Below are 14,829 nucleotides of genomic sequence, written 5' to 3'. Positions count from 1 at the left end.
AATGTTTTTTAATGTGATAAAATTTCCGAAATTTGGCGGTAAAGTAAAAACATAAAAATGTCAGATCAACCATTACAGACTCTAGGAGAATTTTTAATTGATAAGCAGGAAGATTTTCAGTATTCCACTGGTGAATTTTCGCGCCTTCTAAGTGCTATAAGGCTGGCATCCAAAGTCGTAAACAGAGAAGTAAATAAAGCAGGGATTGTAGATATCACTGGCGCAGCCGGAAATCAGAATATTCAGGGCGAAGAGCAGCAAAAGCTTGATGTGATTGCAAATGATATCTTTATCACGGCACTTTCTCAAAGAGAAGTTGTCTGTGGGATTGCTTCAGAAGAAAATGACGATTTTATTGATATTAAATGTGGCGAAAACGGACATTTAAGCAAATACGTAGTTTTAATTGATCCTTTAGACGGATCTTCAAATATTGATGTTAACGTTTCTGTAGGAACTATTTTTTCAATTTACAGAAGAGTTACTGAGCCCGGAACTCCAGTGCAGTTAGAAGATTTCTTACAAAAAGGAATCAATCAGATTGCTGCAGGATATGTTATTTACGGATCTTCTACGATGATCGTTTACACAACGGGTAACGGTGTAAACGGATTTACTTTAGATCCTTCTTTGGGAACTTATTATCTTTCTCATCCTAATATGACATTTCCAAAAACGGGTAAAATTTATTCTATCAACGAGGGTAATTATATTAAATTTCCTCAGGGAGTTAAAAATTACCTTAAATATTGTCAGATGGAAGAAGGTGATAGACCATACACTTCTAGATATATTGGTTCATTAGTGGCAGATTTCCACAGAAATATGTTGAAAGGAGGAATTTATATCTATCCATCATATGGGCAGTCTCCTAACGGGAAATTAAGATTATTATACGAATGTAACCCAATGGCATTTTTGGCTGAGCAAGCTGGTGGAAAGGCTACAGATGGTTTTAGAAGAATTATGGAAATTGAGCCTACCGAGCTTCACCAAAGAATACCTTTCTTTGCAGGAAGTGTAGATATGGTAGAAAAAGCGGAAGAATTTATGCGAATCGACAGCGTAAAATAAATGACAGCGAAATATTACAAATATTTATTAAAATTCAAACGCCCGAGTGGAACATCTCGCGGCGTTTTGCTTGAAAAAGAAACCTATATTCTCGAAGTTTTTCAAAATGAAAATAAAGGAATAGGAGAGTGCGCAATATTCAGGGGGTTGAGCTATGATGACCGACCAGATTACGAAGAAAAGCTAAAATGGCTCTGTGAAAACATTCACCAGGATTCTGAATTTTTAAAAGAAGAATTAAAAGAGTTTCCATCGATTTGGTTCGGATACGAGCAGGCCATGCTAAATGTAGAACACGGCGGAAATCTTTATTTCCCAAGTGAATTTACAAAAGGACAGCATTCGATGATGATTAATGGTTTAATCTGGATGGGCGATGTAGATTTTATGGAAGAGCAAATCCTTGAAAAACTTGAGCAGGGCTTTCATTGTATTAAATTAAAAATCGGTGTCGATTGGAAATCGGAACACGAGATTCTTAAAAAACTAAGACAAAAATTCTCAAAAGATACATTAGAATTGCGTGTTGATGCCAATGGCGGATTTTCTAAAGAGGAAGCTAAAATTGTATTGCATCAACTTTCAGATTTACATATTCATTCTATCGAGCAACCTATAAAAGCTGGAAATTGGAGCGATATGGCTGATTTGTGTGCTGAGACTCCAACCCCGATTGCTCTTGATGAAGAATTGATAGGAATTATTGATTTTAATGAAAAGAAAAAACTTCTAGAACACATAAAACCACAATATATTATTTTGAAACCAGCTTTAGTAGGAGGGTTTTCAGGCTGTGATGAGTGGATATCTCTAGTTGTGCAGCGGAATATTGGGTGGTGGGTTACTTCTGCTTTAGAAAGTAATATTGGGTTGAATGCAATTGCCCAATATACTTTTACAAAAGGAAATCAAATGCCTCAGGGTTTAGGAACCGGAAGCTTGTTTACTAATAATTTTGAAAGTAGCTTGCTTCTAAACGGAGAGCAACTCTTCTTTAAAGGTTAAATCGCTTGATTAAACCACGCCATTTACAAAAATTGCTTTCTTAATATACGTAAGAATGACAGCAAATTGTTTTTTTAATTTTTTCATGATTGATATTATGTTAACTGTTGGTTGTGTAAATATCTGAAAAAAAAATCAATTTTCTGTGAATTTACTTTTAAAATTTATCATTTTCATAAACCCTGAAATTTTCTTAAATTTGCAAATTGTCGGATAACACGACATTTTAAAGCGAATTTTAATGGAAGAAGAAAAAAAATCACTCAATTTTATTGAGCAAATTATCGAAGATGATTTGGCAAACGGCCTAAGAAATGATCAGCTCCGTTTCCGTTTTCCGCCTGAACCAAACGGTTATCTGCATGTAGGTCATACAAAAGCGATCTGCATCAACTTCGGTTTGGGTGAAAAATACAATGCTCCTGTAAACCTTCGTTTCGACGATACGAATCCTGAAAAAGAAGAGCAGGAATTCGTAGATTCTATTATGAAAGACGTTGAATGGTTAGGTTTCAAATGGGATAAAGTCTTGTATGCTTCCGATTACTTCCAGCAGCTTTACGATTGGGCAGTACAATTAATCAAAGAAGAAAAAGCTTATATAGATCAGCAGCCTTCTGAGGTGATTACTGAGCAAAGAAAAAATCCTGCTGAGCCAGGTGTAGAATCTCCATTTAGAAATCGCCCTATTGAAGAGTCTTTAGACTTGTTTGAAAGGATGAAAAATGGCGAATTTGAAGAAGGATCAATGTCTCTACGTGCAAAAATCGACATGGTTTCGCCAAATATGAATATGCGTGATCCTGTAATGTACAGAATTTTAAAAAGACCTCACCATAGAACAGGTACAGACTGGAAGATTTATCCTATGTACGACTGGGCTCACGGTGAATCTGATTATATTGAGCAAATTTCGCACTCGCTCTGCTCTTTAGAGTTTGAAAACCACAGACCTCTTTACAATTGGTATTTAGATCAGGTGTATGAAGAAGGAAAGGTAAAAAACAAGCAAAGAGAATTTGCAAGGATGAACGTTTCTTACATGATTACTTCCAAAAGGAAACTCCAAAGGTTAATTGCTGAAAATGCAGTAAACGGTTGGGATGATCCAAGAATGCCGACTATTTCGGGGATGCGTAGAAAAGGCTTTACAGCTAAAGCAATCAGAAATTTCATTGATAAAGTAGGTGTTGCAAAAAGAGAAAATTTAATTGAAATTCAGTTATTGGATTTCTGTGTTCGTGAAGATTTAAATAAAGTCGCAAAACGTGTGATGGCGGTTGTAGACCCTATTAAATTGATCATAGAAAACTATCCTGAAGGTCAAGATGAATGGTTGACGACGGAAAATAACAATGAGCAGGAAGATGCGGGAACAAGAGAAATTCCGTTCTCAAGAGAATTATATATTGAGCGTGAAGATTTCAAAGAAGAAGCTGGAAACAAATTTTTTAGACTAAGATTAGGCGGAGAAGTTCGTTTAAAATCTGCTTACATCATTAAAGGTGAAAGAGTAGAGAAGGATGAAAATGGTGAAATCACGACTATTTACGCATCTTACGACGAAAAATCTAAGTCGGGAAGCGGTACTGAGGAAAGTTTAAGAAAAGTAAAAGGGACGATTCATTGGGTTTCTGCACAGCATGCAATTCCTGTAGAAGTTAGAAACTACGAGAAACTATTTACCGTAGAACAGCCTGATGCTGAGAAAGATGTAGATTTCTTAAATTTCATCAATCCTGAATCTGTCAATACAATTCAAGGATTTGCTGAGCCTAGTTTAAAGGACGTTGCTGTGGGTGAACCGCTTCAGTTCCAAAGGATTGGCTATTTTACGAAAGATCAAGATTCTACCGATACAAATTTTGTGTTCAATAGAACGGTGACTTTAAAAGACTCTTATAAGCCAGAGTAAAAATTTATTTATATCATTATAAATGAAACAGGGCTTAATTTTTAAGCCCTGTTTTTGTTTTTTTTATTGCCACGAATACACGAATATCTTCTTTAAAGTCCTGAAAGGACGGCTTATCAAAGGATAGGATGCAATCCTATCAAATAAAATTTAAACATAGAAATCCTGAAAAGGAAGGCTTATCAAAGGATAGGATGCAATCCTATCAAATAAAGTTTAAATATAAAAGTCCTCAAAGGACGGCTCAAACAAAATTTGTCTTAAGTTCGAAAACTTCTCGATATGGTTTTTCAAACCTACTCGAAGTAACGATGTTAACTTTAAATATTAGAATTGTGAAATTAATACAATTATACACCAACTCATTCAAAGGGCTTTCGCAAGAAAGTTGGATGCTCGCTTTGGTAATGCTCATCAACCGTGCGGGGTCGATGGTACTTCCATTTTTGGGAGTTTATATGACAGCTCATTTAAATTTCAGTATAGAAAATACTGGGATTGTACTTAGCTTTTTCGGGATAGGTTCCGTAATTGGTTCTTGGCTGGGCGGATTTATTACCGATAAAATTGGGGAATACAAAGTTCAGTATCTCAGTTTATTGCTCAGTGTTCCTTTGTTTTGTTTAATTCCGCTTTTTAAAACAGAAGTGGGAGTTGCTGCCATTATTTTAATTCAGAGTATTGTCAGCGATTCATTTCGTCCGGCAAACTCGGTGGCGATAACCAAATATGCAAAACCCGAAAATATCACAAGAGCATTTTCGTTAAACCGTATGGCGGTCAATTTAGGATTCTCTATTGGCCCGGCGTTAGGTGGAATTTTGTCCGCGATTTCTTATGAATTTTTATTCTTTTCAAATGCCTTGACAGCTTTATTAGCCGGTATTTTATACATTATTTTCTTTCGAAAACGTAATAAACTTGCCAAATTAAGAGCCAGAAAAGTAAAAGAAGCGATTGAGATTAAAAAAGAAAACTCGCCTTATCGGGACGGTAAATTCTTGGTTTATTGTTTCTTGTGTATGCTTTTTTCAATCTGTTTCTTCCAGTTATTCAGTACGTTGACAATGTTTTATAAAGATACTGCCCATTTAAGCCAGCAAAATATAGGATATTTGTTAGGCTATAGCGGAGTTATTGTGGTGTTACTCGAAATGGGATTGGTCCAGGTTGCCGAAAAATACCTAAGCTTGGCTCGTACCCTATTTTTAGGAACCTTCATTTGCGGACTTTCTTATGCAATGTTAGGTTTCGATTATAGCATTATCACTTTAGTAATTTCCATGACTTTATTGTCTGTGGGCGAGATTTGGGCGTTGCCTTTCATGTCGATTATCACCGCTTTAAGGTCTGGGAAAAATAACAAAGGAGCGTATATGGGACTGAATGGAATTTCCTTTTCCATCGCACTCATTGTGACACCCTATTTCGGAACTTTGATTGCCGAAAAATTAGGATTTACTGTTTTATGGATTGGCACCGGAGTCTTAGCCACATTCATTGCCATTGCATTCTATTTCGTTGTTCCGTGGATGATTGGGGATAAAAAACAGGAAGCATAATCGTTTTATTTTGGGCGTGCCCCTACGTTTTGCCAAGGCTAAAACCCTCGCAAAAACTTCGGGTCGGGCTGCTCTGGGGTTCGCTTCGCAACCGTACTCGTTCGTTCCTCACTCGCACCGGCTCCTTCGTCGCCGCCCGCCGTATCCCTCACGCAAAAGCACCGATAAAACAAAAGAAGGTGTCAAAACAAAATTTTCACACACATCAACCTTGTCAGGGTTCAAAACCCTGACAAGGTTTTTCTTTTACGCCTTAAACAGAAATTTGTCGTTCAACACCTAATCAATTCGGTTGTTTAGTGGTCAGTTATGGTCTTGAACCAAAACATTTAGGTCTTTAACCGGAAATTTGTGGTTCAACACCGAATCTATTCGGTTGTTTAGTGGTTCGTTGTGGTCTTGAACCTAAAGCTTCCGGTTCCGAACCTAAAATTTCTGGTTCCGAACCGAATCATTTAGGTGCAGAACCGAATCATTTGGGTAATGAACCGGAAATTTTGGGTAAATAACCCAATCGGAGGTCTTCACAACCGAATCGATGCCCCAAACAACCACAAATTTTAGATAAATAACCAAAATGGAGAGGTTGAGAACTTAAAGTTTCTTTAAGAGCTTCTTTAAATTTAAATGAAAATAATTTATCTCGCGGATTTTGCTGATTAAGCAGATTAATTTCTCAGTTTTTAATCTAATAAATCTGTATAATCTGCGAGAATTATATAAAAAATCATTGTTGTCCGATAAAAGAGTAGCCTAAAAAGACTACTCTTATTCATTCAACCATGTCAGGGTTCAAAACCTTGACATGGTTTTTTCATTAGATTGATGACCATGCATAAACAGTATAATTTTTGCATAGCAATTCGCAATGAAAATGATTTTTCTGGAAATGAGGTAACGGGAGTTCCGAGAACAACAATAAGTAGTCTAATAAATTTTACTTTCTTTAAAAAGCTTTCCGTAGATTATTCTCATTTTTATACCTCAAAAATACCCTTGAATGATGCCAATACAGTTTGGTCAGAATCTAATCTAATTGGAAATATTCAATTCAGATTTCCCGTAAATTTTGATAAAACAAGATTGAATTTATATCTGCAAATTCAGAATTTATATAATGAAGATTATGTTTTAGGCTTCGATATCAATGCATTTGGAAACCGATATTATAATCCTGCAGCAAAAAGAAATTTCGTTCTGGGAATGAAGGTTGATTTTTAATATAATTCTGAAGTAATATAATCTCTATATTTGATTGGAATATATTCTGGTATATAAACAAGGGCAATCAGAAGCCTCTTGTTTGAAATCGCGGTTAAATCACGATTAAGGTTTTTCTGTATTAGCTCGGCTATTTTATCATCTCTGTCACCAAATTCTGATATGTTTTTTACCTTTTCAATTACATTTTTACTGTTTAAAATTACTTCATAAACCGCAAAATTATTTTTAGGCTTAAAGTTTTTTAATTTTGAGATACTTGATTTTCCTTTCTTATTTTGCTCAAAGTAAACAAGAAATTCATCGTCCTTCGTTGTATTGTCTTGTAAAAATGAAAAAAGATTTTCTACAGCGTTAATTTTACTTTCGTAGGAATTGTTATCAAGAATATAATGAGGTGTGCATAATGAGACTATCTCGTTATTATTGCTCAAAAAAATAAGATATTTAGCTTTTGTTTGAAAACTTAATTGACAGCTTGAACCAGGAAAATTGCCAATATTTCCCCTAACATCCAAAGTCTTGATATTGCTTTTACCTTTGAAGAATTTTTCAAATTTTATATCAGCTTTATATGTTTTTTGAACAGAGTCGTTACCATAAACATTTAATACGGTTATTTCAGCAACAACATCTGCCTGCTGATAAGCTTTGGCAAGTGTCGTAAATATGCAACTACAGCCAAACATAAAATTGAAACTAAACAAAACTATTAAAAGAAGAATTTTTTTCACAGTTTAATTTTTCACAATATTTTTCACAATCATTTCTGCATGAATTCTTGAGTTTTCTATAAACCAAAGATGGGTATCTTTTCCACCACAAACTACGCCTGCCAAATATAAATTGTCAATATTTGTTTCCATCGTTTCAGGGTTGTAGACAGGATTTAAACATTCACCTTGTAAATCAATTCCTGAATTTTTAAGAAAATCAAAATCGGGAAGATAACCGGTCATCGCCAATACAAAATCATTTTCAATTTCTTCAACCTTACCATTTTTGTCTTTGAAAATTACAGATTGCTCTTTAATTTCTATGAGTTCAGCATTAAAGTGAGCTTTAATACTTCCTTCGGCGATTCTGTTTTCAATATCTGGTTTCACCCAATATTTTACATTTTCGGAAATTTCAGAATTACGAATAATCATCGTTACTTCAGCACCTTTTCTATACGTTTCTAAAGCGGCATCAACAGAAGAATTACTTGAGCCAATAACAACGATTTTTTGTTTTGCGTAAGGATAAGGTTCGGTGTAATAATGTTTTACTTTTTCAAGGTTTTCTCCAGGAATATTCATCAGATTCGGGATGTCATAAAATCCGGTTGAGATAATCACGTTCTTGGCTGTATATTTTGATTTGGAAGTTTCAATTTCAAAGAGTTCTCCGTTTTTAGAAACGTTCAATACTTTTTCATAAAGATTGATATTGATGTTTTTCTGCCTTGCAATCCCTTGATAATATTCCAGAGCTTCCTGCCTTCCAGGTTTTGGAGCAGCCGAAATAAAAGGGATTTCAGCAATTTCAAGTTTATCTGCGGTTGAAAAAAACTTCATGTATAAAGGGTAGTTGTAAAGCGAATTTACAATCGTTCCTTTTTCAATAATTAAATAATTGAGATTGTTTTTATTGGCTTCAAGCGCGCAGTTTAAACCAATTGGTCCAGCTCCGATAATCAGAATATCTAAAATTTCCATCCATCAAAAATACTAAAAAGCGACCAGGAATCTACTTTAATCATTAATCTAAAAACAATAGTAATCATTATCAATCTCTATTAAATTTAAAGATACTTGACTTTTTTAAATCTTTTTTTTCCAGAAAACCTATTTTCATTTTTTGTACTATAGAAATATTAAATTCACTAAAACACTAAAACACTAAAACACTAAAACACTAAAACTTAAAAATGGCATTCCTTTTGAACTTTCCACGAAAATTTTACGATGAGAAAATCTTTTTTAGCATTCTTACTTTTGGCTGCATTGTCGTGCGAAAAGAAACAAGACAAAAACCCTACAGTATCCACAGACAATTTGAAGAGGACAAATGAAAGAATCGATACAGAGCCGGAAGCGTTTTCAAAAGAAGTGGCACTGAAGAAAAGTAATGATGAGCTTTTACAGGCATTGAAAGTGGGGTATTATGATGTTTTTGCCAATTACATTCACCCTGAAAAAGGCGTGAGATTTTCGATGTATGCTTTTGTTAACCGAAATGAAGACAAGCATTTCTCGAAAACTGATTTTGAAAAGTATCTGCCTACAAAAACTATTTTTACCTGGGGTTCTAGAGATGGGTCAGGTGAAATTTACAAAGCAACGCTTGAGCAATACCTTAAAAATTGGGTATTTCGTAAAGATTTTACAAAATCAGATTATGCATTTAATACATTTTTAGGTAAAGGAAACTCGCTTAATAATTTAAAAGAAATATATCCTAATACCAACTTTACAGAAAACTATATTTCCGGCTCAGAAAAATATGGCGGAATGGATTGGAAGGCGCTCCGATTTGTTTTTGAAGAATTTGAAGGTAAATATTATGTAATTGCCGTCATCAATGACGAATGGACGATATAAGTGAAATTCCCCTTCTTTTATAGATGGGGAATTGTTTTATAATATTTCTGAAAGCTGTTTCGTTAAATTTTTCCTGGAAAACTGTTCAATACTTTGAGTATTTTCTAAAAGGTTTCCATTTTTCCAGAGTTCAAATTTTTCTAAAATAAAATCCTCAATTTCTTTAGAATCATTATATCCAAAATGTTTTCCAGCTTTTGTCTCATCTAAAATTTTTGAAACATCGGCTTCATTGGGACCAAAAGAAATAATTTGTTTTCCGGTTGCTAAATATTCAAATATTTTCCCAGGAATAATACCTTTAGAAGAATCACTCGGGAAATTGGTAATCAATAAAAGAGAAGATTTCCCCATCTCAACCACTGCTTTATCGTGTGAAACGTAGCCAAGATTTTGAATGTGATTTTTTAAACTTAATTTTTGAAGGGTTTCTAAAATTTTATCATCAATTCGTCCGACAAATTTTAATTTAAAGCTTTCTGCAAAATCTGTATTGGTTTTTACTAAGTTTGCCAGTGCTTTCCAAAGGTTTTCAGGATTTCGTAGTTGCTCTAAAACACCGATGTAGCTTAAGGTAAATTGGGTTTGAGAGTTTGAGGGTTTGAGGGTTTGAGGGTTTGAGTCTGATTCGTCAAAACCGTTGGTTATGCAGATGGCATTGGCTCCGTTTTTACGGAAATTTTCTGCGTCTGTGTAGCTTGTTGCTAAAGTAATATCTGCGTTTTTGAAAACTTCAGATTCCAGTTGACGGTGCTTTTTATCAGACTTTTTGGTTAGTTTTAAATGTTTATAATAAGAAATTTCAGTCCATGGATCACGGAAATCGGCAATCCATTTTAAATCTGGGAATTTCTTTTTTAAGTTTAAACCAATCAAATGCATCGAGTGCGGTGGCCCAGACGTAACGATGGTTTTAATATTATTAATTTTCAAATACTGCTCAAGAAATTCTGTTGAAGGTTTTACCCAAAAAACGCGCGCATCAGGAATGAAAAAATTTCCTCTTACCCAAATTGAAAGCTTCGATTTCCAACTTTGGTTGTTACCTACATCAAACTGTCCGGCTTTGAATTTTTTATTGCTTTTATTGAGCTTTTCAGCCAATTGATAAGGCTCCCAGATTTTTGTTCTTACAATTTCCAAATCATCAGGAACATCTTTCATTAAGCTTTCATCCAATAAAGGATAGCTCGGGTTTTCTGGCGTGTAAATAATCGGTTTCCAGCCAAATTCAGGAAGATATTTTGAAAATTTCAACCAACGCTGTACACCTGGTCCCCCTGCAGGAGGCCAGTAATAGGTAATGATAAGGATTTTATTTTCTTCCATGAAAAGTAAATTCGGAAGGAATAAATCTTAAAAATCTTAACTCCTTAACAGTAATCTTAATGGTTTGTTTTTCACCATTAAGAAAAAATTAAGAGGTTAAGATTATTAAGTTTAGCTTCGCTTTTAAAGTTTTTCTTCAACCAAAATTTGGTTTTTATCTTTTTTGCGGTAAATGAAATAAATTCCCAAACCACTTAGAATAATAAATAATCCAAATGATAATAAAGAAATCCATTTTCCGGTTTCGATGACTTGCGGTTCAAAAATCATTTTAATATGATGATTTCCTGCCGGAACATGTACTGCACGCAACAGATAATCGGCTTTGATGTAAGGAACTTCTTTTTCATCAATAAAAACTTTCCAGCCATGAGGATAATAAATTTCAGAGAAAACGGCCAATTGTGGTGTTTTAGACTGAGATTTAAACTCTAATTCATTCGCTTCATATTTCGTTAAATTAATGGTAGCGGTAGAATCTGCCTGAACCGGTCTGTTATTGAAATATGACTTGTCTGAAACATTAATAACAGCTGTTTTTTTACTGTCGATTTCTCCAACCAATTTAATTTCTTCGTCTGGTGTATTTACAAATTTTAAATCACTTACAAACCAAGCATTTCCATTGGCGTTAGGATTTGGTACCACTTGTGGCTCTCCCGGATTTCCAAAAATCATGTATTTGGTGTTGAGCAAATTCAGGATTCTTGGCGTTTTTACGCTGTCAACGTTAGAAATATATTCATTAAGTAAATCATCGTAACGTCTCAATCTCACGGCGTGATAACCTCCGATTGAAGCTTTGAAATACGACGTATTAGTTTCGCTGGTCGTTCCCAGAACCTGATTGTAAATTCGGTAATGTTTTTTATCTTTCTCAGCAATCGTTTCCAATGTTTTATTTACTGGAATACTTGCTAAAATAGATTGTAAATTAGGATTATCACCTACTTTCTCAGACAAATAATCAGAACCTTCTGTTTGGAAAGGATTTTCGGCAAAGATTTTATCTACATAATTATCGTCATTAAGGTAGTTTTTGTTGACGGTCCATAAATCGAATAAACTTACTATTCCGATAATTAAAAGAGCAACGTTCTGATTTAGTTTTTGTTTTAAACCAAAGAATAAAACAGTTGCTGTAATTGCGACATAAAGTAATGCTTTGAATGCATCGATTCTGAAGAGTTTAAATCTGTCTTCAATTAAAACATCAAGAATGTAGTTAGGAATTTCTTTTTCATTATCATTTGTAAACCCTAATAATGTTTTCCCAAAAATAATTAAAATTAAGGTAAGACCTAATGTACCTCCCGATACATAGATTAAAATTTTCTTTTTATAATCTTCTTTTAAAGTTTCACTATTAAAAAACCTATATAATCCAATAATGGCAATTAATGGAAATAGCAGTTCAACAACTACCAATATAGATGATGGCGCTCTGAATTTACTGTAAAAAGGAACGTAATCGATAAAGAAGTCTGAAAGCGGCATGAAGTTGCTTCCCCAAGCTAATAAAATTGTGAGAATAGTTGCCCCCAAAATCCAATAACGGTATTTTTTTGAAGCAAAAAAGAATCCTAAAAGAGCTAAAAAACACACTACTGCACCTTGATAAGCCGGTCCGGAAGTTCCGGGTTGGTCTCCCCAATAAGAAGGTATTTGGCTTTTAACACTTTGTACGGCTTGCTCTATTTGCTCTTCATCGTTAGTTTGAGCAGCAAAAGATTCTCGTAATTTGCTGTCAAAAGAATCTGAAAAACCTTGTTGGCTTCCACCTCCCATCAATCTTGGAATGAAAAGGTTTAGTGTTTCCAGTCTACCGTAACTCCAGTTGAGGATACTTTCTTTATCCATTCCTGAATTTCCAGCGGTGTGAGTTTCGTTATTCAGAATCTGTTTTCCTCTTACCGTTTCTTTAATGTATTCGGAGTTTGCCATGATTCTTTGAGAATTCATTCCAACTCCAATTGCCAATGCTCCCGCAATAATTCCTGATGAAATTAAAAAATGTTTTACAGGAACTTTCTTTTTGATGACTCTTACTAATTCCGAAATAAATAAAAATCCTAAACCTAAAAATAGATAATAGGTCATTTGTGGATGGTTTGCCGCAACCTGTAATCCGAAGAAAAGAGTGGTTACGATAAACCCGAGGACATATTTTTTTCTGATATAAACCAATAATATTCCTGCTAAAAGTGGTGCAAAATATTCGATGGTATTTACTTTTCCGTTGTGTCCAGCAGCAATAATGATGTAAAAATAAGTGGAGAGCCCAAAGAATGTGGCTCCGAGAAGTGCATATTTCCAATTTCTGACGGCAACCATTCCCAGAAAGAAAAATCCTGAAAATAATAAGAATAAATAGTTAACCGGTCGAGGTAAAATATTAAGATAACTGTCTAATTTTTTAATGATATCACCTTCAAAACGGCTTCCCATTTGGTAAGTTGGCATTCCGCCAAACATAGAGTCGCTCCAGTACGTTTCTTTATCATAATTGTTACGATAATCAATCAATTCTTTTGCACCGCCTCGATACTGTACGATGTCATGCTGGAAAAGTTGCTTTCCTGTAAAAACAGGAGTAGAATATAAAAATGCTAAAACTAAAAATGCAATTAAAGAAACTGCAATGTATATTAAGTTTTTGTTTTTTGCCATCTTGGTTATTAAGTAGATTTTAATTTAGATGCTTTTAAAGATTCAAAATAATTTTTAAATAATATTATTCCTTCTCTTTCATCTCTTCATAGTCCACAGTTTCTGCGTCCCATTTTACTTTTTTCTCAATATTTGTTTTTGAGCTTTTAGTTTCCTGCTGCTGATTGTTATTGGGTTTGAAGCCCATGAAATTATAAAACTTTTTGAAGAATATTCTTTTTAAAATATTCCAGACAAAAAAAATAACAATCGTAGCGAGAACAATCTCAAAAATACCTTTAATGAAAGACATATTATTTTTTATTTAATAATTCAAAGTTTAAGTGTGTGAAAGTTTTAAATCTCAGCTCTAAAACTTTCACACACTCAAACCCTAAAACTTATTTAGATGAAGGGTTGACCATTACAGAAGAATTTGAAACATTTTTCATAGACTGAGATTGTTTTCCGTCTGAAATAGTTTCTATCTGTGTTGTTTTTACACTGATGTTCTGATTGTTAATCCAACCTGTATTTTGGTCAAACTTAATAGTTCCGTTTTGAGACAATTCACTGCTCATGCTGTGCGTCATAGGCCCTTGAGTTTTTTTCTCTTCTTTTTTAGGAATTCCCCCCGTAACAGAAATTTCTACAATTCCGTTTCCTGCACTTTTTAAAGTATAATTAGAGGTTACTTTAATTTTTCCAGCTTGGTCGGCACTTTCAGAAATGCTCCATTTTTCACCAATTTTAACACCTTTTTTAGGAATTACTGAAAGGTTTTTTTCAAACTGATCTTTCAGTATTTTTTCGTTAAAACTTTCTTTAAGACTTGCTATAACACTAGCTCTTTGGTTAGTGTCTTTAACGATATTTTTAAGTGCGTCAGAAATTTTTGAGTAAATTGCGTCAAATCCGGTGATAGAAATTACATTTCCTTTCGTATCCATCTTCATATTCAGCTTGTTTCCCGTAAGCGCTTTGTTTACAGTCCAGATCATTTTCAAATCATCTTCTTTAGGAAGAGGCAGCTTAGTATCAATTACAATTGTTTTTCCTTGTGAAGACTGAGAATTTCTTTTTCCAATCAGGTTAATGGTCATGTCATAAACATTTCCTTTGATATCATTTACCGTGAAGCTCATTTCATCAGTAGATTCGCTGGTTCCGTTCATGGTTTGACCTTTTGGATCGGTCATTGTTTTCGTATCTCTTTGGTATGTTGTTAAAGGATACGTTTTTCCTTTTTCAAGCTTAAAAGTTTGTTTGAAAAAACCTAAAGAATCTTTAATGGCAGCATCTGCTTTTACTTCTTTTATAGAATCTGCAGGAACTTCTACAGTGATTGTTTTTCCTGTTTTAGGATCTATTTTGGTTACGGTTGCTGTTTCTTTTTTACATGAAACAAGTGCTATTGAGATAAGCGCTAATGCTGCTATTTTTTTCATACGTATATTTTCTAAGGTCAAAATAAATCGCTACTTCATAA

At 34.1% G+C, this 14,829-nt stretch carries 12 protein-coding genes; 6 read left to right on the top strand and 6 right to left on the bottom strand.

The window, feature by feature from the left end:
• The first annotated feature begins 57 nt into the window (after positions 1-57).
• From fbp to LO744_RS15970, 5 genes are all read left to right on the top strand, one after another.
• Complete coding sequence (gene fbp / locus LO744_RS15990) at positions 58-1,074, top strand: class 1 fructose-bisphosphatase (protein WP_230671111.1); 1,017 nt, start codon at positions 58-60, stop codon at positions 1,072-1,074.
• Positions 1,075-2,079, top strand: a complete 1,005-nt coding sequence (locus LO744_RS15985) for an o-succinylbenzoate synthase (protein WP_230671109.1) — start codon at positions 1,075-1,077, stop codon at positions 2,077-2,079. It abuts the gene before it with no gap.
• 241 nt (positions 2,080-2,320) lie between these two features.
• Entirely contained in the window at positions 2,321-3,994 is a 1,674-nt protein-coding gene (locus tag LO744_RS15980; RefSeq protein WP_230671107.1) for a glutamine--tRNA ligase/YqeY domain fusion protein, read from the top strand.
• A 392-nt stretch (positions 3,995-4,386) separates the two neighbouring features.
• Positions 4,387-5,556 (top strand): MFS transporter, encoded by a 1,170-nt coding sequence (locus LO744_RS15975; RefSeq protein ID WP_262908841.1) that lies wholly within the window; start codon positions 4,387-4,389, stop codon positions 5,554-5,556.
• A gap of 831 nt (positions 5,557-6,387) precedes the next feature.
• Positions 6,388-6,777, top strand: coding sequence for a hypothetical protein (locus LO744_RS15970; RefSeq protein ID WP_230671103.1), 390 nt, complete (start codon positions 6,388-6,390; stop codon positions 6,775-6,777).
• On the opposite strand, the gene LO744_RS15965 is transcribed toward LO744_RS15970, so the two are convergent.
• Together LO744_RS15965 and LO744_RS15960 are read right to left on the bottom strand one after the other, a co-directional pair.
• Positions 6,774-7,511: a hypothetical protein gene (locus LO744_RS15965; RefSeq protein WP_230671101.1), complete on the bottom strand. Its 738-nt coding sequence runs from the start codon at positions 7,509-7,511 to the stop codon at positions 6,774-6,776. The two genes, LO744_RS15970 and LO744_RS15965, sit on opposite strands and share 4 nt — an antisense overlap.
• Before the next feature lie 3 nt (positions 7,512-7,514).
• Positions 7,515-8,477 (bottom strand): YpdA family putative bacillithiol disulfide reductase, encoded by a 963-nt coding sequence (locus tag LO744_RS15960; RefSeq protein ID WP_230671099.1) that lies wholly within the window; start codon positions 8,475-8,477, stop codon positions 7,515-7,517.
• A 249-nt stretch (positions 8,478-8,726) separates the two neighbouring features.
• Here LO744_RS15960 and LO744_RS15955 point away from each other — a divergent pair, with 249 nt between their 5' ends.
• On the top strand, positions 8,727-9,362 hold the full coding sequence (locus LO744_RS15955) for a hypothetical protein (RefSeq protein WP_230671097.1): 636 nt from the start codon (positions 8,727-8,729) through the stop codon (positions 9,360-9,362).
• 36 nt (positions 9,363-9,398) lie between these two features.
• Here the strand turns inward: LO744_RS15955 and LO744_RS15950 are convergent, their stop codons facing one another.
• From LO744_RS15950 to LO744_RS15935, 4 genes are all read right to left on the bottom strand, one after another.
• Entirely contained in the window at positions 9,399-10,691 is a 1,293-nt protein-coding gene (locus LO744_RS15950) for a glycosyltransferase family protein (protein WP_230671095.1), read from the bottom strand.
• 123 nt (positions 10,692-10,814) lie between these two features.
• Positions 10,815-13,361 carry a YfhO family protein gene (locus LO744_RS15945; protein WP_230671093.1) on the bottom strand — a complete coding sequence of 849 codons (2,547 nt, stop codon included), beginning with the start codon at positions 13,359-13,361 and terminating at the stop codon, positions 10,815-10,817.
• Positions 13,362-13,425: 64 nt separating this feature from the next.
• On the bottom strand, positions 13,426-13,653 hold the full coding sequence (locus tag LO744_RS15940; protein WP_262908807.1) for a hypothetical protein: 228 nt from the start codon (positions 13,651-13,653) through the stop codon (positions 13,426-13,428).
• An 88-nt stretch (positions 13,654-13,741) separates the two neighbouring features.
• Complete coding sequence (locus LO744_RS15935) at positions 13,742-14,788, bottom strand: DUF6263 family protein (RefSeq protein ID WP_230671091.1); 1,047 nt, start codon at positions 14,786-14,788, stop codon at positions 13,742-13,744.
• Between the last annotated feature and the right edge of the window lie 41 nt (positions 14,789-14,829).

The organism is Chryseobacterium turcicum, assembly GCF_021010565.1.
GTDB lineage: Bacteria > Bacteroidota > Bacteroidia > Flavobacteriales > Weeksellaceae > Chryseobacterium > Chryseobacterium turcicum.
Note: the sequence above shows the minus strand (reverse complement) of the source record. Positions and strands in the feature narration are given on the sequence as shown.

What these genes read in the sequence shown, in the direction of transcription:
- fbp (WP_230671111.1), top strand. Translation starts at nt 58, where the DNA reads ATGTCAGATCAACCATTACAGACTCTAGGAGAATTTTTAATTGATAAG.
- LO744_RS15985 (WP_230671109.1), top strand. Translation starts at nt 1,075, where the DNA reads ATGACAGCGAAATATTACAAATATTTATTAAAATTCAAACGCCCGAGT.
- LO744_RS15980 (WP_230671107.1), top strand. Translation starts at nt 2,321, where the DNA reads ATGGAAGAAGAAAAAAAATCACTCAATTTTATTGAGCAAATTATCGAA.
- LO744_RS15975 (WP_262908841.1), top strand. Translation starts at nt 4,387, where the DNA reads ATGCTCGCTTTGGTAATGCTCATCAACCGTGCGGGGTCGATGGTACTT.
- LO744_RS15970 (WP_230671103.1), top strand. Translation starts at nt 6,388, where the DNA reads ATGCATAAACAGTATAATTTTTGCATAGCAATTCGCAATGAAAATGAT.
- LO744_RS15960 (WP_230671099.1), bottom strand. Translation starts at nt 8,477, where the DNA reads ATGGAAATTTTAGATATTCTGATTATCGGAGCTGGACCAATTGGTTTA.
- LO744_RS15955 (WP_230671097.1), top strand. Translation starts at nt 8,727, where the DNA reads ATGAGAAAATCTTTTTTAGCATTCTTACTTTTGGCTGCATTGTCGTGC.
- LO744_RS15950 (WP_230671095.1), bottom strand. Translation starts at nt 10,691, where the DNA reads ATGGAAGAAAATAAAATCCTTATCATTACCTATTACTGGCCTCCTGCA.
- LO744_RS15945 (WP_230671093.1), bottom strand. Translation starts at nt 13,361, where the DNA reads ATGGCAAAAAACAAAAACTTAATATACATTGCAGTTTCTTTAATTGCA.
- LO744_RS15940 (WP_262908807.1), bottom strand. Translation starts at nt 13,653, where the DNA reads ATGTCTTTCATTAAAGGTATTTTTGAGATTGTTCTCGCTACGATTGTT.
- LO744_RS15935 (WP_230671091.1), bottom strand. Translation starts at nt 14,788, where the DNA reads ATGAAAAAAATAGCAGCATTAGCGCTTATCTCAATAGCACTTGTTTCA.